Origin of the sequence: Pistricoccus aurantiacus (assembly GCF_007954585.1) — a bacterium.
Lineage (GTDB): Bacteria > Pseudomonadota > Gammaproteobacteria > Pseudomonadales > Halomonadaceae > Pistricoccus > Pistricoccus aurantiacus.
Window position 1 is genome coordinate 152,258 of sequence record NZ_CP042382.1, and the last position, 18,976, is coordinate 171,233.

At 58.1% G+C, this 18,976-nt stretch carries 17 protein-coding genes; 7 read left to right on the top strand and 10 right to left on the bottom strand.

From position 1 onward, the window contains the following. Window positions 1–264 (bottom strand): hypothetical protein, encoded by a 264-nt coding sequence (locus FGL86_RS00685; protein WP_147182794.1) that lies wholly within the window; start codon window positions 262–264, stop codon window positions 1–3. Window positions 265–363: 99 nt separating this feature from the next. Between FGL86_RS00685 and FGL86_RS00690 the strand changes: the two genes are divergently transcribed. Together FGL86_RS00690 and FGL86_RS00695 are read left to right on the top strand one after the other, a co-directional pair. Continuing rightward, entirely contained in the window at window positions 364–1,683 is a 1,320-nt protein-coding gene (locus tag FGL86_RS00690; protein ID WP_147182695.1) for an IS1380 family transposase, read from the top strand. A gap of 697 nt (window positions 1,684–2,380) precedes the next feature. Beyond that, complete coding sequence (locus FGL86_RS00695) at window positions 2,381–3,148, top strand: DUF1499 domain-containing protein (protein ID WP_147182795.1); 768 nt, start codon at window positions 2,381–2,383, stop codon at window positions 3,146–3,148. Window positions 3,149–3,195: 47 nt separating this feature from the next. Here FGL86_RS00695 and FGL86_RS00700 read toward each other — a convergent pair whose 3' ends face one another. Next, window positions 3,196–3,438, bottom strand: coding sequence for a TA system antitoxin ParD family protein (locus tag FGL86_RS00700; protein ID WP_147182796.1), 243 nt, complete (start codon window positions 3,436–3,438; stop codon window positions 3,196–3,198). Between the two features lie 100 nt (window positions 3,439–3,538). On the opposite strand from FGL86_RS00700, the gene FGL86_RS00705 reads away from it, so the two are divergent. Then, entirely contained in the window at window positions 3,539–3,754 is a 216-nt protein-coding gene (locus FGL86_RS00705; RefSeq protein WP_147182797.1) for a DUF3820 family protein, read from the top strand. Between the two features lie 39 nt (window positions 3,755–3,793). On the opposite strand, the gene FGL86_RS00710 is transcribed toward FGL86_RS00705, so the two are convergent. The 4 genes from FGL86_RS00710 to FGL86_RS00725 form a co-directional block, all read right to left on the bottom strand. Beyond that, on the bottom strand, window positions 3,794–4,552 hold the full coding sequence (locus FGL86_RS00710) for an IclR family transcriptional regulator (RefSeq protein ID WP_147182798.1): 759 nt from the start codon (window positions 4,550–4,552) through the stop codon (window positions 3,794–3,796). 87 nt (window positions 4,553–4,639) lie between these two features. Further along, the gene (locus FGL86_RS00715; protein ID WP_147182799.1) at window positions 4,640–5,926 is read right to left on the bottom strand and encodes a TRAP transporter large permease; all 1,287 of its coding nucleotides are present in this window, start codon (window positions 5,924–5,926) and stop codon (window positions 4,640–4,642) included. A gap of 11 nt (window positions 5,927–5,937) precedes the next feature. Next, window positions 5,938–6,498 (bottom strand): TRAP transporter small permease, encoded by a 561-nt coding sequence (locus FGL86_RS00720; protein WP_147182800.1) that lies wholly within the window; start codon window positions 6,496–6,498, stop codon window positions 5,938–5,940. Window positions 6,499–6,511: 13 nt separating this feature from the next. Then, entirely contained in the window at window positions 6,512–7,699 is a 1,188-nt protein-coding gene (locus tag FGL86_RS00725) for a TRAP transporter substrate-binding protein (RefSeq protein WP_222433779.1), read from the bottom strand. A gap of 213 nt (window positions 7,700–7,912) precedes the next feature. Between FGL86_RS00725 and FGL86_RS00730 the strand changes: the two genes are divergently transcribed. Continuing rightward, window positions 7,913–9,553 (top strand): GMC family oxidoreductase, encoded by a 1,641-nt coding sequence (locus FGL86_RS00730; RefSeq protein WP_147182802.1) that lies wholly within the window; start codon window positions 7,913–7,915, stop codon window positions 9,551–9,553. Window positions 9,554–9,572: 19 nt separating this feature from the next. Here FGL86_RS00730 and FGL86_RS00735 read toward each other — a convergent pair whose 3' ends face one another. The 4 genes from FGL86_RS00735 to FGL86_RS00750 all read right to left on the bottom strand — a co-directional run bounded on the left by FGL86_RS00735 (window position 9,573) and on the right by FGL86_RS00750 (window position 15,201). After that, a complete protein-coding gene (locus FGL86_RS00735) occupies window positions 9,573–10,541 on the bottom strand; it encodes a magnesium transporter CorA family protein (RefSeq protein ID WP_147182803.1) in 969 nt (322 codons plus the stop codon). Window positions 10,542–10,796: 255 nt separating this feature from the next. Then, complete coding sequence (locus FGL86_RS00740) at window positions 10,797–13,979, bottom strand: M14 family zinc carboxypeptidase (RefSeq protein WP_147182804.1); 3,183 nt, start codon at window positions 13,977–13,979, stop codon at window positions 10,797–10,799. A gap of 3 nt (window positions 13,980–13,982) precedes the next feature. Next, complete coding sequence (locus FGL86_RS00745; RefSeq protein WP_147182805.1) at window positions 13,983–14,342, bottom strand: hypothetical protein; 360 nt, start codon at window positions 14,340–14,342, stop codon at window positions 13,983–13,985. Between the two features lie 145 nt (window positions 14,343–14,487). Then, window positions 14,488–15,201 carry a DUF3581 family protein gene (locus FGL86_RS00750; protein WP_147182806.1) on the bottom strand — a complete coding sequence of 238 codons (714 nt, stop codon included), beginning with the start codon at window positions 15,199–15,201 and terminating at the stop codon, window positions 14,488–14,490. 316 nt (window positions 15,202–15,517) lie between these two features. Between FGL86_RS00750 and nhaD the strand changes: the two genes are divergently transcribed. The 3 genes from nhaD (at window position 15,518) to FGL86_RS00765 (ending at window position 18,927) form a co-directional block, all read left to right on the top strand. Next, the gene (nhaD, locus tag FGL86_RS00755) at window positions 15,518–16,930 is read left to right on the top strand and encodes a sodium:proton antiporter NhaD (RefSeq protein WP_246131696.1); all 1,413 of its coding nucleotides are present in this window, start codon (window positions 15,518–15,520) and stop codon (window positions 16,928–16,930) included. 376 nt (window positions 16,931–17,306) lie between these two features. Beyond that, window positions 17,307–17,744, top strand: a complete 438-nt coding sequence (locus tag FGL86_RS00760; protein WP_246131697.1) for a type 2 periplasmic-binding domain-containing protein — start codon at window positions 17,307–17,309, stop codon at window positions 17,742–17,744. 7 nt (window positions 17,745–17,751) lie between these two features. Next, window positions 17,752–18,927 (top strand): hypothetical protein, encoded by a 1,176-nt coding sequence (locus FGL86_RS00765; RefSeq protein ID WP_246131698.1) that lies wholly within the window; start codon window positions 17,752–17,754, stop codon window positions 18,925–18,927. The last annotated feature ends 49 nt before the right edge of the window (window positions 18,928–18,976 follow it).

Sequence of the window (18,976 nt, forward strand, 5' to 3'; positions counted from 1 at the left end):
TCATTTTGTCTTTTTCCAGGGTTTAGACGAGGTGACTCCCTGCAAACCGCTCATTACGCTCCTACTGTCTAACAAGGTAGTTGGCTGCCTCTTGACCTTCTTTTTCTTAGGCTTTTTTACTTCCATTCCCAATTTTATTTTTAAAAGTCGCCTCGCATTCGCTGCAGAAAATGCAACTAGACTATCAATTTTTAACCCTGAGTTATCGTAGGCAACTGCTTCAAATACAGATCCTTTTTTCTTTACAACTATATCCACATCCATTTATACACCTAACCCGGATATTGCACCAGACATGCAAAAAGCGGCTGAAAATCGGTTATAATTCAAGCTCCTATACAAGAACCAACCGACTCAGCCGCCATGACAAAATGTACCACGCCGACCGCCGCCTTTCCACGCTGCAAAGGCCGTCAGATCCTCGCCAGCTTCGATGGCGGTGACGTCACCTCCGACGGCGGCATCCTGCTGCTGCGGCAGATGGATCGTGAGGTGGGCCTGACTCGCGCCGTCGCCCGCCGGATCAGCGATGATCGTGACCCGCAGCGCTGCCTGCATCGCACCGAAACTCTGGTCCGGCAACGCGTGTTCGGCCTGGCGATGGGCTATGAAGATCTCAACGACCACCATGCCCTGCGTCATGACATCGCCCTACAGACCGCCGTCAATACTGATGGCGTGCTGGCCAGCCAGTCGACCCTGTGTCGCTTCGAACAGCAGGCCGGCCGGGATTGGGCGGTCGCCATCCACGAGGAGATGATCGAGCAGTTCATCCGTTCGTTCCGGCAGCCGCCCAAGAAGCCGCTCTACCTCGACTTCGATGCCACCGATGACCGGGTGCACGGCCAGCAGCTCGGGCGGCACTTCAACGGCTACTACGACCATTACATCTTCCTGCCGCTGTTCGTGTTCTGTGGTGATCAGCTGCTGGTCAGCTACCTGCGCCCGGCCTCGCTGGATGCCGCTCACCACGCCGGTGCCATCCTCGCTCTGCTGGTCCGGCGGCTGCGCCAGGCATGGCCCGATGTGAAGATCGTCTTCCGTGGCGACAGCGGCTTCTGCCGCCCGCTGATCCTCAATTGGTGCGACCGCCACGGCGTCGATTACATCATCGGCATCGCCGGCAACCAGCGCCTGGCCAAGCTGGCTCTAGACATCGACTACGCGTCGGCCATCCGCTTCGAGAAGACCTGGGAGAAGCAGCGTGTCTTCGGCTTCATCAAGTACGCCGCCGGCAGTTGGAACAAACGCCGACGACAGGTGATCGTCAAGTCCGAGACCACACGGCGCGGCTTCAACACCCGCTATGTGGTCACCAACCTGCGGGGTTGCAGCGCCGAATGGCTCTACGATAATCGCTACTGCGCCCGGGGCGAGATGGAGAACCGCATCAAGGAGCAGCAGTTCCTGTTCTCCGACCGCACCAGTTGTCACGAGTGGTGGCCCAACCAGTACCGGCTGCTGCTCTCGGGGCTGGCCTACCTGCTGCTGGAACGGATGCGTCGGGTTTACCTCAAACGCACCGCCTTCGCCCAAGCCCAGGTCAACACCATCCGCCTGAAGCTGCTGAAGATCGGCGCCGTCATTACCCGCAACACGCGCACTATCCGGTTGATGCTGAGCAGCCAGTATCCCGAGCAAGACCTTTTCCTGACGCTGGCCAGCAAGTTGGTGCCGGGATAGCGTCGCAGCGTGCTGTCCCCGGCACAGAAAAGACATGGGGGTTGGGGGAAGTGCGCCCTGAAGCCAGGAAATTGATCAAGAAATAGCCAATCTCAACCCCGATCGCCATCATCCCCACCGAGCCTGGAATCTGGGAGCGTCTGGCCGGCCCGGTGCAATATCCGGGCTAACAGCAATCAAGCAGATCGCTTCGATATTGCAGAAACCTGGCCGCTCCGGGATTAAGGTTTCTAATTCTCAAAAACGCCTGCATAATGTTCTATAAAACAATAGCTTAACTAGCCACTTACTGGCTGCCATGTAATCATTTGACTTCTGTGGTCTGTGCATACAATCACACTGTATAAAAATATAGCTTTCATTGGCGTCTGATTCATAGACCGGAAGCCGCTTCGGTAGCGCGCATCGGGTTGCGCGCGGTCTCGAACTCCGTTTTTTACGGAGTTCCTTATTCCAGCTCTTCAGCACTGCTACCGCAGTGGTTACTGTGACCGCCCTGCGCTAGATTCGAAAAAGCTGCCGATTACTTCACAGTTACCCTACGTATCTTTTTGTATCTCAATCAGCTTAGCACCATAGCGGGGTATGTCACCTACTTTGAAGCAATTTATTCGTCATTTTGATTTAGCCAGTGGCCATGAGGCCGGCTCAGTACCTATGCTGAGGGTCGATAAGGCGCTACAGAAAAGGAGCCGAGATGACATCCACAACGAATTCTCACCGACGCGGCGGCAGGTGGCCGATCATGATCGCTTGGCTGGCGGTCATTCTATTGCTCGCGACGGCGGTGGTGATGGGCGGCTCGGGGCCGGCTTATCAGAAGGACTGGATATCCCTGGGCGAGGCGTTCACGTATTTGCGCCGGGGGGCGTATCTGGCCATTGGTGCGGGGGCGGTGGGTCTGGTGGCGTTGATCGTTGCCGGGTTCTGTCGGCGCTGGGGTCCAGCCCTGATCGGCGGGTTAGTGAGCCTGGCGGTAGTGGGAATGCTGGTAGTGCCAGTACAGATGATGCAGCGCTCCCAGAGCGTGCCGCCGATTCACGATATCACCACGGATCTCGAGAATCCGCCTGCCTTTGAAGCACTGGCTGCCGCTCGGGAAGCCGCGCCCAATGCGGTGAATCATCCTGGCGAGGACACCGCTCGCCAGCAGCGCGACGCCTACCCGGCGATCCAGCCGGTTGTCTTCGAACAGCCGCTAGCAAATGTCATGCAGGCTGCGGAGGAAACCGCTCAGGCGCAGGGTTGGGAAATCGCTTCTGTCACCGAGAACAAGATCGAAGCCACTGCCACCACCCGCTGGTTCGGCTTCAAGGATGACGTGGTGATTCGCCTGACGGAGACCGACGAAGGGGTACGAGTGGATATGCGCTCCGCTTCCCGATTCGGCGCGAGCGACGTGGGTACCAACGCAGCGCGGATTCAGGCCTATCTGGAGGCGTTGAAAAGTTCGTTACGAGGGTAATCAAAACCCTTACGAGCCTCCCTTTACATTGCGATAGCTGAGTAACGTCAACTGCTTGACCATCTTGAATTTATAGATCCGTAGGGCTCCAGTTTGCCGGCTTCTCGTTCCGCCTTGGCGATGATGGCCTGTATGACAAATTCGTAGGGCAGATCAGGATTATCCTCCATCATTTCGCCGATTCTGGCCCAGTGCTCTATCTGTTTAGGCGTGCTGCGGTTCAAGGCCTTGGCTTTAACAGCAGCTTTTATTACCAGTTCCTGGTCGAGGCGCACGCTGGATGTGCTCATCGTATACCTCCTATGCAACTCACATCGTATTGTTCCTTGGCGAGTATAAACACAGTGCCGTAAGCTGCGACGCCATCATGTACACCAGGAGAACCATCCCGTGAACCCCGAAGACCTGGAACGCCTGGTCACCCTGAAGATGCCTTTCGGCAAGTACGAGGGCACCTTGATCGCCGATCTGCCTGGCCCTTATCTCAACTGGTTCGCCCGCAAGGGCTTTCCCGAGGGCCAGATCGGTCGGCTATTACATCTGATGCACGAGATCGATCACAACGGCTTGAAGGAGCTGCTGGAGCCGCTGCGGGCGAGACAGTGAGCACGAAACGTATTGGGCACCGGACTTGCGAGGAGGTGCTTATTCCTCGAGCACCTTTTCCATTTCTCGTGCCGATTCGCGCATGATGGGTACGAGTTCCAGGAGTTTTTCAAGCGGCTGGCGCATGCAGGGGGCGTGGATGGCCAGGCAGGCCAGCACTCGGTTGGAAGGATCGTGAATCGGTACCGCCACCGCCACCATGCCTTCGATGAATTCCTCGTTGTCGGTGCTGACCCGCTCTCTTTCGATGTGCTTGAGACTTTCTTCCAGGGCTTCCGGCGTCACCAGGGTATGCGGCGTATAGGGGGCCAGCGTGAGACTGTCGATCAAGCCCTGGCGCTGCTTCGGGGGCATCGTCGCCAGAAACAGCTTGCCGCTGGAGGTGCAGTGCAACGGTAACCGGGAACCCGGGGCCAACTGAACCCGCACCGGCCAGTTGGTTTCGATGCGGTCGAAATAGATGACCTCGTGTTCATCGCGCACGGTCAGATTGCAGGTTTCGCCGACGCGCTCGGACAACCGCTTGAGCACCGCGCGTATGGAGGCGTTGACGCTGGGATTGGAAAGCGCGCCGAAGGCCATGCGCTTTAAGCGAGGTCCGGGAATGAGATGGCGCCCGGACAGGTCGCGCCTGATCAACCCCTCCTGTTCCAGTTGTCCCAAAAGCCGATGGGCGGTTGGTTTGGTGATATCCAGACGCTTGCCCAGCTCCGCGGCGGTCAGGGTCCCTTCTCCCTTGATCACCTCTTCCATCAGGGCGATGGCTCTCAGCAGCGTGGAGTTTGTCGATAGCGACATGGCAATCCCTTGTCCTGTGCGAAACACCAATAGTACCGCGGCCGGGTGGCCGCGGTAAGGAACCTGTCTTTCAGTACGGTACGATAATCAGCCTCCACCAAACTGCACGAGGAAGAGCGACAACATGGGCCAGAAGGCGATTGCCAGCCAGCTCAGTACTAGCACGACGAAATAAGGCATCACGAACTTGACCAGCCGCAGATAGGGAATGCCGGTGATGCTGCTCGCCACGTAGAGATTCAGCCCGAAAGGCGGTGTGATGAAGCCGATGGCCGCGCCTACCAGGAAGATCACCGAGAAGTGGATCGGATCGACTCCGACATTCTGGGCGATGGGTGCCAAGATCGGCGCCAGGATGATGGTGATCGGCAAGCTTTCCAGCACCATGCCCGCCACCAGGATGATCGCCATGCAGATCCCCAGCACCACATAGTAGTTGCCGATGCCGAGCAGCAGTTCGTTGAGCAGTTGCCCCACCCCGAGTACCGACAGCAGCTGCTGCATGACCACGGAAATGGCGATCAAGGGCGCCAGCATGCCGGCGATCTGGCCCGAGCGCAGCAGGATGGCCGGCAGGTTCCTGAACTTGATTTCCCGAGTGACCAGCAGCCCCGCGATCAGCGTGAAGCCGACGGTGACCGCCGCCGCCTCGGTGGGCGAAAACAGTCCGGAATAGATGCCGTAGAGCACCACGCCGATGGTCACGAAGCCCAGATACGCCTTGCCCGCGTGGCGCAGACTGTTGCCCAGGCGGAAGGGAATCAGAGTGCCCCAGCGGTTACGCCGGGAAATCCAGTTGCAGGCCAGCATCATCACCAGCACCATCAGCGCCCCGGGCACCATGCCGGCTATGAAAAGCTCGCTGATCGAGAGGTTCATCATGAAACCGTAGACGATGAAGATGATACTTGGCGGGATGATGATGCCCACGGTGCCACCGGAAGCGGCGGTGGCGGCGGCGAAGCGTTCGTCGTAGCCGTTCTTGACCATCTCCGGATGCATGATCGAGCCGATGGTCGCCGTGGTACCGGCGTTCGAGCCGGAGATCGCCGCGAACATGCCGCAAGCCCCCAGCGCCGCCATGCCCATGCCGCCACGCATCCATCCCACCACGGAATAGGCGAAGTCCGACAGTCGCTTGGCGATGCCCGCGGCGTTGATCAGGTCACCGGTCAGAATGAACAGCGGCAGCGCCAGGAGCCCGAAGAAGCGCAGTCCCTGAAACAACGTGACACCGATATTGGCCAGGCTGAAATCGATGATGATGCTGACGCCCACCACCCATAGCCCGATGACCAGAAAGATCGGCACGCCGAGAAGAAAGAGCCCCACGATCACGAAAGTGGCGAGGCCGATTAAGCTACCGTCTGTCATGACAGCCTCCTTTAATCCATGATCGCGGGTTGCAGATTGAACGGCTTGCCGCGCTTGTAACGCCAGATGTCTTGATACAGGTTCTGCAGGACACGAAAGAGCAGTAATACCCAGGCCAGCGGCGTCGCCAGGTAGAACCACCACTGCATGACGCTGTTGGTGCCGGTGACGATGGCAAAATTGTCGTAGGCCAGGGTCACCTGCTGGGTCGAGTAGTAGATGACCAGGATGCCGAAGCCGATCCACAGCACCGCATCCAGGATCAGACAGAGAAACTGTCCGAAATAAGGCAGCCGCATGCGCAGTTCGTTGAGGGAAAGATGGCTGCGCCGTTTGACGTTGAGCGAGGCGCCGAACCAGGTCAGCCACAGAAACAGCAGGATCGGAATACTGGTACTCCAGGCCGCCTGCTGGTTGAAAAAGAAGCGGCGGATCACCTCGACGAAGATGATCCCCGCCATCCCGGAGTAGGCGATCAGAATGATCACCTTCTCCAGGTTTTCATCTATCCACAGCAAGGGCTTGAGCCAGGCCGGACGTACCGGGCCCGGCGTGTTGTCGTCATGGGTCATGGGAGTCTCCCGGTTATCCGCGCCACCAGCGATTCGGCTTCACGTTGACCGCGGCCATGTCTTTGGGAATCTCCCGAGCGATACCGTGAATCTCCTGATAGACATCGATACCACCGGCCCAGCCGTTCAAGCGCTCGCGCCACTGCTCCCAAGGCTTGGGATTGAACTCCGGCGCGCACATCTCCGCGGCCTGCTGGCGCACCTCATCGGAAAGCGGTGCCACCCGCACGTTGTTCTTGGCGAAGACGGTGCCAGGTATGGGGGTTTCCGCCGCCCCGACGATCTGAGTACGCCCTGCCTCGTTCATGCCCTGAGTGAATATCTGCGCGGTGTAGGCGGACTCCATCACCTGGTCCTGCAAGTCGCTGCCCAGCTTGTCGAACACCGGCAGACTCATGGCGGTATGTTCCGTACCCGCGAAGAACTGCAGATCCACCGCCTGAGAAACCACCGGCGCCATGCCGGCGTAAGCCACCGCCGCCATCCAGGTCTCGGCACCGTCCAGCAAACCCTGACGCAACCCGTCCAAGGTTTCTTCCCAGGCCACCGGCACCGGATTGAGGTTGAGCTGCTGCATGGCGATACGTCCCATCTGGGTACCCGTCACCCGATTCTTGGTTCCCTGAATATCCTCGAGCTTGGTTACCAGCGGCTTGTCCTTCCACTTGAGACCCATCATCAGGCCGCGCAGGTCGCAGTGAGTGAACAGGAACTGGATGTTGTGACGCTGGCGCAAGGGTTCGCGCAGCAGTTTTTCGCTGCGCGGATCGTAGAAGAAATGAAACATCGACGCGGTGGAAGGGAACATGTAGGCGAAATCGAGCACGTTGTAATAAGGTGCGCCGCCGGCGGAATTCTGGGTCGAGGCGGAGAACATGTCGACGATGCCCTGCTGGGTCTTGCTGACGCAGTCGAGCTGGTTGCACACCTCGTTGCTACCCATGAACTCGACGCGGATCGCGCCGTTGGTACGGGCCTCCAGATCCCGGGCGAAGAACAGCTGGCCTGATTTCTGGAGATCCAGGTTGCGTTCGTTGAAGCCCGAGGCGCCGAAACGCAGGGTATGTTTCGGCGTGGTCTGGCTGCGCTTTTTTTCTTCCTGCTCCGCGGCCCTGGCAAGACTGCTGGTGGTCAAGGCAGCGCCCAGGCCGGAGGCCGCCAACAGCGTCGACGTCAAGCCGAAGCGGCCTGAAATATTCATGAAGTCTCGCCGGGTGAGCTTCCCAAATTGTTGATTTTTCATATAAAACTCCACTTTCATGGTTGTTGTATTGTCTCGTGCCGCTTCCATCAAGCTAGGCCAGTTCACGACCGCATGCAAATAATTTTGATAATTTTTGTCTCTAAATTGACAAACAAATGATTATGACAAATATTGTTGAGACAATTAATCTCATAAAACCAGGTGATCTTCATGTCTTCCCAAGCCTCCCGCGCCTCTTCTCATCAGTCGCCGTCTCGCGATAGCGAATACGATTACATCGTCATTGGCGCCGGGTCCGCCGGTTGTGTCATGGCCAACCGGTTGAGCGAAGATCCGGAGACTAGCGTCCTGCTGCTGGAGGCGGGAGGAAGGGACTGGAACCCGTGGATTCACGTTCCCGTGGGCTACTTCAAGACCATGCACAATCCGGCCACGGACTGGTGTTACATGACGGAGCCGGATGCAGGCATCGCCAACCGGCAACTGCAATGGCCCCGGGGCAAGGTGCTGGGCGGGTCGAGTTCCCTCAACGGTCTTCTGTACATTCGCGGCCAGCGGCAGGACTACGACGACTGGGCGCAACAGGGTAACGAGGGCTGGGACTACGCTTCCGTACTGCCCTATTTCAAGAAATCCGAACGCCAGTCCCGTGGCGAGGACGACTACCACGGCGTGGATGGCCCCTTGCGTGTGTCAGACCTGCGGCTGCGACGCGAAATCGCCGAACGTTTCATCGAGGCCGCAAAAGCCATCGGTATTCCCGAGAATCAGGACGCCAATGGCAAGGAGCAGGAGGGGGTGGGCTATTTTCAGCAGACCGCCTACAAGGGCTTTCGCTGGAGTACCGCCAAGGCGTTCCTGCGCCCGGCGCGCAAGCGCAAGAATCTCACCGTGATGACCCGGGCCCAGACCAAGAAGCTGCTGCTGGACAACAAGCGCGCCTACGGGGTCGTCTTTCAACAGCGCGACGAGGAAAAAACCGTCCGCGCCAGAAAGGAAATCATTCTGAGCAGCGGTGCCATCGGTTCACCACAAATTTTGCAAAATTCTGGAATCGGCGATCCGGAGCATCTGCAAGACGTAGGCGTCGAATGCGTGCACGAGTTGCCCGGGGTCGGGGAAAACCTGCAGGACCATCTGCAGGTTCGCCTGGTCTTCAAGACGAGTTGCAGCACCCTCAATGACGAAGTTCGCCATCCTTTGAAACAGTTCATGGTAGGAACCCAGTATGCCTTTACTCGTACCGGCCCGCTGACCCTGGCAGCCAGTCAGGTCTATATATTTACCAAATCACGCGAGGGACTGGATCGACCGGACATTCAGTTCCACATGCAGCCATTAAGCGCCGATAAACCCGCGGAAGGCGTACATCCCTTCTCTGCCTTTACCTCATCGGTTTGTCAGTTGCGTCCGCATAGTCGTGGCCGCGTCCGAATCACCAGTTCGGATCCAATGAAATACCCTGCCATCCATCCCAATTACTTGAGTGCCGAGGAAGACCAAAAAGTGGTGGTAGATGCCGTTAAGGTGGCCCGCAGAATCGCCGAAGCAAAACCCTTGGCGGAAGTGATCACTGGAGAATACGTTCCCGGGGAGCAATTCCAGACCGACGAGGAATTGCTGGATGCGGCGCGTCAGTTCAGCCAGACCATTTATCACCCCGTCGGGACCTGCAAGATGGGTAGCGACGACATGGCGGTGGTGGATGCCCAGCTTCGTGTCCATGGTCTGAAGGGCCTGCGTGTGGTAGATGCCTCCATCATGCCGACGATCGTTTCCGGCAATACCAACGCCCCCACTATCATGATCGCCGAGAAAGCCGCCGACATGATCAAGAAAGACGCGGTGTGAAAGCCTGCAACTGAACCTTCTACAACCACCGCTTGCGCCGAAACAGCCAGACCAGGCTCAAGGCGGTGATAGCCATCACCCCGAGTAAGACGAAGTAGCCGTAGCGGTAGGTCAGCTCAGGCATATAGACGAAGTTCATGCCGTAGAGGCCGGCGAGGAAACTGAGCGGCACGAAGATCGCGGTGATCACCGTCAGTACCTGCATGGTGAGGTTGAGCTGGTGGGAGGATAGCGACATGTAACCGTCGATCAGGTCGCTGCAGATCTCATAGTACATGTTGGTCAGGCTGTACAGCCGTTCGAAACGCTCGTGCACGTCGTTGATGGCGTGTTCCGTGTCCTCGTCGTTCCGGGGCAGGTGCTCGTAGTCGAAGTTCTGCAGTTCCTGGGTGATCGCCAGGTGATAGTTGAAGACGCGACGCATCTTCAGCAGCCGGGAGCGATAGCCGATGATGCGCTTCATCAGGGTGTCGGTGCCGTTGTCGACCAGCTCGTCTTCCAGCACGCTGAGCTGGGTTTCGAATTCGAGCAGGCTTTCCTGGTAGAAGCCGGCGGAAATGTACATGACCTTCAGGGCGATATGGCCGGGGGATTTTTTCAGCAGGACGCTGCCATCCTGGCTCAGCATTCGGTCGATGCTCATGGCCAGGCTGGGATGCAGGCTGATCAGGTAGCGCTCGCCGATGAAGAAGGAAATCTGCTGCGGCTGGTAGTTGAGCTCCGCGTCGAAGGACGAGACGCCGCGATAGATGATCAGGGTGTGGGTCTCGAATTCCTCGACTTTCGGCGGGTGCCGGTCCTTGTGGGCATCGATGATCGCCAGGGGATGGCACTCGAAGCTCTCGAGCAGCGCCTGCTCGTCTTCCAGAGGCTCTCCTTGCAGATCGATCCAGATACGGCTTTGCGGATCGCTGCGCCAGCGCTCGATCAGCTCTTTCCCGCCGGTGTGGGACCGGCCCTCTCCGGTGATCAACAAGGTACGAATCATAAGCCCTGCCCTGCCTGCTAACGAAAAAACGCCGCCATGGAAGGCGGCGTTCGGTATTGAATACTGCTTGAGCGCATCAGGCAAGGGCGGTTATTTGCAAAGTTGGCGCTATCGCTCGGGGCTGAACCGTCGACTGGCCCAAGCGGAGGCGCTGTAAACCCTTCCATGGGCGCTACTTTTGCCATCCATGGCAAAAGACCTCCTTTTGGGCCAGTCCCCGGCGCCCCTTGCCACATCCAGCTGTGTCTCTTCGAGCTATTTGCGATACCGCGACAACAGCTCACGTAGAATGCCGGGCACTTCCTTTTCCGCCCGGGAGAGCCAGTCCTTGACCTCGTTGACGGGAATATCCTCCCAGGGGCGGGAGGAGCGCCTGCCTTCGCGCCTGCCGTTCCACTGTTGGCCCCTATCCTCTTGCTGTCGATCGTCCCGCGGATTATCGCTGTCTTCCCACTGACGGGAGGAAGCGGAGGCTTGTTCCCTGGGCTCCTTGCCTTCGAGACAGCGGCGCAGGTCTTCCGCATCGAGACGATATTTCGCCATCAGAGCGCGAATGCCGTCCTGGCTCAGCAGGCAGGCGATCAACCGGCGCCAGGCGGCTTCGTCGTCGCCGGGCCTGGCAGTCGGTGCTTCTTCCTCGGGCTTTTCATCAGGCTTTTCACTAATGGAAGGCGCCGGCCTGTCGTTGCGCAATATCGCCGCGGTCAGCAGCTGCTCCCGAGTGAAGGGCAAGCCCCGGCGGCTCTTGCCGCTGGCGCGAAGGCATATTCGATAAAGTCCGTGCATGGAAGTGGGCAGCACTGCTTCGAAAATCCCCGGCTCGACTTCATCGAGCGGTAGTTCCAGGCGACCATGATCCGGGCGCTCGATTTCCGCCACTATTCGGGCGCGCCGCTCCAGGGGTAGATCGTACTCGGTGAGCACGGCGCTGATACCGCACAGGCCGCCGGGGGCGAGACTTTCCTGATCGAGACGCGCCCGCATTCTCAGGTTCGAGTAGGCGTGCACGGAAAGGCTGTAGCGCACACCCCGAGGAACTTTTTGTTCGCCCTGCTCCGCCAGGTAGCGCTTCCACCGCTTCATGTCGATCTCGAGCACCGCCTGCCAGGTGCCCGCCCGGGCCGAATGCTCCCCCACCGGCAGCGGCAGGCCGAAGCGATAGAAGGCCATGTTGGTGCCTACCGCGTAGGTGGCACCGCTGGTGGTGGCGACGCCGGGATTGAGCACTTCCCCCTCCGGGGTTTCGAGCCAGTAGCGCAACAATGGCAAATCCGTGAGCAGGATCACCGTCGCCTCCACATCCGCCTCGGTCAGTTGGAAGGGAATGCGCTGCTTGGCGCCGGGAGCGATGCTGCCGCTGGGGTCGCGGACAATATCGCCCCGGGTCATGCCGGCAAGAATCTGGAGGAAGTACTTGGTCAGGCGAAAATGATCGTCGATCCCGCTGTCGAGCCGGCCTGTCAGCAGCAGATAGCCGTCCCGCTCGCCCGCCAGGGCCATCAACCCGGCGGTGCTGACCTGACTTTCATTGCCCAGACCGATGGCGAAGGTACGCTCGTCGATGGCGCCGGAGGCATCCGCAATGCTCAGGGGCCGATTCTCGATGCCGTCGGTGAAGACGACGATCGCCTTCTCGTCGTAACCTGTTATCGGTGCCAGCACATTCCGAGCCATCATCAGGCCGTCACCGATGGAGGTATGACCCGTCGGGTTGGCGGCATGAGCCAGAACGGCGTTGCGGGCGGCTTGGCGTCCCGGGTCCGCTACCTCGTCTGCGATGATGGGCGTGATGTCCAGACCCGGGTAGCTGGCATTGCCCACCGAGTAGGCGTCGTGATCGAAGCGCACCAGGCCCAGGGCGTTGCCAGGAGGAACCAGCTCGACGAAGCGTGCCGCCGCTTCGCGCAATACCTCTAGTCGGCTGGCGCCGAGCGCGCCGGCGGGAGCGTTCATGCTGGCGGACTGATCCAGGGCCAGCATCACCGCGACCTTGGCCCGCGCCTTTGTATTGGCGCGGATCGCCACCTCCCATTTTTCATCCGTGGCGTCGCAGCGTAGCCGCACGGTGCCTGTGGCCACGTCGCCGTCATTGGTGCCGGTATAGGAAATCCATACCCGGGCGTGGGCGGGAGTTTCAACGTCCGGACGCGGGTCCGCTTCTCCGCTGGTTGGCCCCATGGGGGTGCCGAAGGCGGTGTCCGGCGGTCCGGAGGTGACCCTGGGCCCCTCGATGATTCGTACCGAAGCAGATCGGCAGCCGGTGACCTCGAAGTCGATGGCCCGGTATGTGGTCAGCCCTTCCGGCACGTCAAGAAAGTCGATCTCCAGAGGCGCCGGGGCGGTGACCCGCAGCGGCCAGGTCAGGCACGGCGCTTGAAGCAGAAAACGCAAAAGCCCCGAGGACACCTCGCGAATCACGTCTTCCGCTTCGCTCCAGGGCGGGCGGAACTCGGTGCCGGTTTCCAGGGTAAAGGCGTAGACCTTAGGTTTGAGTGGATCGAGCAGATGCCGGGCGTAGACGTAGTCGGTGCTGGTCCCGGTGGTCGGGTAGAGCCCGAAGGAAAGCCCCGGGGAATAGTGGCGCCCGTTCACCGCTTCGATGCCCAGGCGAAGCTCCTCGGATAACGCCTGATACAGACTCAGATCATTTGTCTCGATGTATTCCCGATAGGCGTCCCCCGGCACGCCGCGCTCGCCGTCGTAGGCCGGGTTGAGGAAACTCATCGCCGGATCATGGGTCTGGTTCTCGTCGTGACCCCAGTTGTAGAGAATCAACTCCGAATAGCTGTGAATGTCGAAGAACCAGCGGATTTGCGGATGCGTATCGAGCATCCAGATGATATTTCGGGTCTCCTGCTCCGAGTTCGGTGAGGGGCCGTGATAGACCAGGCTACAGGGGTCCGTAGAGATCGCCGAGGTATCCGCTGCTGGAGACAACTGAACGGGAAAATTGAACAGGAAATCGTAGTTGCGGTTGAGATCGACGCCGATGCAGTCCGGAGCGCCGCCGCTTTGGGTGGGATTGCGATTGCGTCGCCAACCCCCCGCTCCGCCGATCTCGTCCACCGCCTGGCTGTAGTGCAGGCCGTCCGGATTGGCCGTGGGCAGCACATAGAGATGGTAGCTCTCCATGATCTGGCGAATCTCCGCGGGGCTGTAGCTCACCGGGCCGTAGGAAAGGCCGGTGCCCAGATCGAAGGCTTCGAGCAGATCCGCCGCCAGGGACAGGCAGATTTCCGGCGGCATCCATTCCCGAGCGTGAAGCCCGCCGAGCAGAAACACCGCCGGGCGCGGGCCTTCCGCTCCCAGACGAACTGCGTAGACATTGCGCCCCTGCACCGTCGCATGAGGCAGCGTCATCAACCGGCAGGTGTCGGGATAGGCATCGGCAAGCGCCGCCAGACCGCTCTCGAATTCACTCAGATTATGGTAGGCCATGGCTCAGTCCTTGACGCCGACCCCGTGGGGCACGCTGCTATCTTCGAGGTAACGATTGCGCTTGCTGAGCTGCACTGCGCGGGCGGGAGTCTCGCGGGGAGATCGTACCTCGATGCTAGCCTGGGGGGAGACATCAGAGCGGGATAGCGCCTCGGAAAGATCATCCAGCACATGACGGCGAGCGATGATTTCCGCCGCATAGCTGCCGTCATCCCGGCGATGAGGGCCGCGTCCCACCAGTTCGATCTCGCGACCTTCGAGAAGATCGAGCATGGCTTGTCCGCTGGCGGTGACGAGGCGTGCCTGATGCAGAACGGCCTCGGGAGCCTGGGATTCCGGTGCGGCGGGAGGCAAGTCAACCATGGAATGCTCCTCGGTTCTCTCCAGTTTCCCCTTCGCCCAAGAGACAGCGTTGCTGGAGGCAAGAACATGGGAAGGATATTACAAGTCTAGCCCATTCCCGCCGCTCGTGAGGTACCTTCGAACATTCTTTTAGGATGCTGCTTTATCAGGCTTTTGCTTCATAACTTGCTTTCAAACGATAGAATTCGGCGACGATGGCGTTCATTGCTTCAGGGTCGTAATCACACAGGCCGCTGACCACCAGTTTCTTGGAGCCGCTGCCGATGATTCGTCCCGCGGAGGTCATGCGAAATTCGAGCAGCGCCTCGCCGCGCTTGCCGATGACCTCGAAGGAGGAACCTGCAAATTCGAGCCCCGGCTCCTGCATGGCCAAGTGCTCGAGAGCAAAGCCCATGCTGTTGTAGATCACCAGCGGGCGCTGAGGATTGAACATGACGCCCTTGTCTTCCATCAACGGCTTCAGATAGTGCGGAAAGTTCTTTCCCGAAAAGGCCACGTAGCGCTGGGTAAAGGCTGCGACAGCGGCTTCGTCATGCGTCACATCGCCACTGCACTCGACTTCCAGATAGACCTTGCCTGAGGTATCGGCAACACGAATCATCCCTGCTTCGTCTCGCTGGAAATCAAGACCGACGCCGGCGCCCACCATACTGCAGAACCGAAAACTCATGCGCTGGAACAAGCCGAAACGCTCAAGCACCAGCGCAAAAAGCAGATCGCCAGGCACGCAGAAGCGCCGGGCATCAGGATTGTGGATCGGGTTGTAGTCACCGGCGATTCGTTTGGCGAAATGGCTCGCCTGATCCGCATCAATAGTGATGCGTCCATCACGGATCGTGTAAAACTCGTCAAGAAACATTGCAAAATTTGCCTGAATGCTGAAAACGGCAAGCCAGAATGGAAGCCAACGCCCTAGTTCGCTATTGAATTTCTTGCACCATGCCGATAGGCGCCCTGCGGATCAAGAAAGGCAGGTTGTACCACAGCTTAGGCGAAGGTTGACAGGACATTGTGCCCTCGATCGGTATAGTCTGATGCACGTCAAATTAGCCTATCCGGTGAACATGCTAGCATCCCGGTCACCCCAACCTGCCAAATCGATACGCATACCAATGAAAAATCTCCATTTTATCTTCAACCCTCCACCTAGAGTCTTCGTTTGCCTCTGCCTGTTCATGGCAGCTTTCGTCTTCAGCACTTCGGCATTCGCCATTACCGGCGAACTGGATCTGACCGGCTCATTGGTTGGAGGCATCTGCGTTGGCATCTTCATCATTGCCTATCTACTGGTAATGGGCGAAGAGAAGCTGCATATGCGCAAGTCCAAGCCAGTATTGGTGGCGGCGGGCATCATTTGGGGACTGATCGGCTGGGTCTACGTCAATGCGGGGCTGCCGGATGCAGCGGAGGAAGCGTTCAGCGAAACCTTGCTGGAATACACCGAGCTGATGCTGTTTCTTCTCGTGGCGATGACCTATATCAATGCCATGGAGGAGAGACGTGTTTTCGATGCCTTGCGCGCCTGGATCGTCAAGAAAGGCTTCAGCTATCGTTCGCTGTTCTGGATTACCGGCCTGCTCGCCTTCGTTATCTCGCCGGTCGCCGACAACCTGACGACCGCGCTACTGATGTGTGCGGTGGTGACCAAGGTGGCGGAAGGCGACAAGAAGTTCATCAATCTCTGCGCGATCAATATTGTTATCGCAGCCAACGCGGGCGGCGCCTTCAGCCCCTTCGGCGATATCACCACTCTGATGGTCTGGCAGGCAGGAATCGTGGAATTCCATGAATTCTTCGAGCTCTTTGTTCCATCGCTGGTCAACTATCTGATTCCCGCGATTGCCATGAGCTTTTTTATCCAGAACCGCCAGCCGGATGCCTTGCGGGAGGAAGTGGAGCTCAAGCGCGGTGCCTTTCGTATCATCGGCTTGTTTCTGCTGACCGTGGCGACGGCGGTGGCTTGTCATATCTTTCTGCATCTACCGCCGGTGCTGGGCATGATGACTGGGCTAGGCTATCTGCAGTTCTTCGGCTATTACCTGCGCCGGAGCCTGCCGCGCTCTCTGGCGCGCAAGCGCACGCGCTATCTGCAGCGAGGCGATCAGAAAAAGCTCGAGCGCCTAGGCAGCGTAGTGCCCTTCGACGTGTTCAGCCGTGTCGCGCGCTCCGAATGGGATACCCTGCTGTTCTTTTACGGCGTGGTGATGTGCGTGGGCGGACTGGGCTTTCTCGGCTATCTGGCCTCGCTATCGGATCTGCTCTATACCCAATGGGACGCGACCTGGGCCAACGTCATACTGGGACTGGTTTCCGCCGTCGTCGATAATATTCCCGTCATGTTCGCAGTACTGACCATGCAGCCGGACATGTCTCATGGGCATTGGCTCTTGATCACTCTCACCGCCGGCGTGGGTGGCAGCCTGCTATCAATAGGCTCCGCCGCTGGCGTTGCCCTGATGGGCCAGGCTCGGGGTTATTACACCTTCATGGGCCATCTCAAATGGGCGCCGGTCATATTGCTGGGCTATATTGCCAGTGTTCTGATGCACCTGTGGTTGAACGCGGCGAGCTTTACCCTTTCCGGCTAGCCAGCCGTCATCGATCAATAAAAATGCAAATCAACCTCCTTGTCGGGCAAAACCACCAAGGAGGTTTTTTATATCGATACTCGAATTAGAAGAATATGTCCGCCTCTGTTTCCGAGAATCGTGCCACCTGCGCAACGGGCAGCTTAGAAAAGTCAAGTCTTATATTCCGAATTAGACATACTAAAGATGTCATTTTTTCCGTACCCTTAACCATTACAATTAGATACCATACCCATGGGCTGAACAATGTGCAGGATAGCGGGACGGGGGCACTACCAGCAATTATAATGATAATTTACTTAATTAGAGAAATACGATCATTAGCTGTCTGGGTGTGCCGCCTATCCGCTCTGCTGAATAGGCGGCGTGACGGCTGATGGCGACCTCGGCGATACGCTTGATCTACCTGATGGTAGCCATGCTGCTGTGGGCAACCGGACTGCAAGCTGACGAGGACGATCTCGTGCTGATCGCCAACCCCAGCGTCGAGACTCATCAGCTCAACCGAGACACGGCGCGTGCCATGTTCGCGATGCGCCAACGCACCTGGCCGGACGGCCAGGCCGCTAGAGTTTTCGTCCTGCCCAACGACGATCAGAGTCACGAGCGCTTTGTCAAGCAGTTCCTGAATGTTTATCCACACCAGTTGCAAATGGCCTGGGACCGGGTGGTGTTCTCGGGTACCGGCCAGGCACCTACTCAGGTAGATACGGAAGCACAGATGCTGGAGCAAGTCGCCTCGACTCCCGGAGGCATAGGATACATTGAAAAAAAACACCTGGACGATCGCGTTAATGTCATACCCCTGGACTAACTCCATCATGAAAGCCTGCTTAGCCTTATGGCTCATGCTGGCAAGCGTTTCTAACGCCTGGGCCAACGGCGCGCTCGATACCCTTCAGGTGCACGGTTTTCTCTCTCAGGCATTGATCGTTACCGATGAAAACAGCTTCTTTGGCCCGAGTAGCGAGGGCGGCGGCAGCTGGCAATTCACCGAACTTGGCGCCAACGTATCGCTGAGACCCCACGAGGACATTCTGCTAGCGGCTCAAGTACTCAGCCGCCGGGCCGGCGGCGATGCTAGCGACGCCAGCCCGGAGCTCGACTACGCGGTTCTCGACTATCAGCCCATTACCACTCAGCAGCGCACCGTCGGCGTCCAGTTAGGGCGCTTTAAAAACCCTTACGGCTTTTATAATCAGACCCGAGACGTCGCTTTTACACGTCCTAGTATTCTGCTACCCCAGTCGATCTATTTCGATCGCAGCCGGTCATTAGCGCTTTCCGGCGATGGTATCAATGTCTATTGGGAAGAGCGTATTCCCACCGGGACGTTCCATGCTCAGTTAGGCCTTGGTTATCCACAGAAAACGAATAGCAAAGAGCTAAACTTGGGACTAACGGAGGAACAGGCCGATCCCCGTTTTTCTACCGTGGGTCAGCTACGTTATGAACATGGTGGAGGTAATTTTATTGCTGCCTTAAGTGCTGCCAGCATTAACTACAAGCTTCAAATAGAAAACGCTGAAAGATCAAGTAGAGAGAATTTACGCCTCACGCCATGGATAATATCTCTTCAATATAATGCGGCGGATTGGAGTTTGACGGGAGAGTATGGTCTAAGAAAGCTATCTCTTCCTAATGCAATTAACTTACAAGGCGACTCGGATATTACAAGTGAAAGCTGGTATGTGCAGTATATACGGCGTATGGATAACAACTGGCGCTGGCTGATTCGTTACGACGACCTGGCCAATAATCGCGACGATCGCTCCGGTAATGCATACGAAGCCAGCGGCGCAGGTCCCGACCATTCCCAGTACGCTCGCGATATCACCTTGGGCGCCCAGTGGGATATTCATCCTCAAGTCATGTTGGCCGCCGAGTACCATCATGTGAACGGCACCGGTTGGCTGTCTCTGCAGGACAATCCCGACCCTGACGAAACAAAAGCACGCTGGAATATGCTGCTTTTCCAGCTGTCGCTACGTTTCTAGGAAGACAGCAATATGGGCATTTTACGACGACGGCTTTCGGTAATTCCTG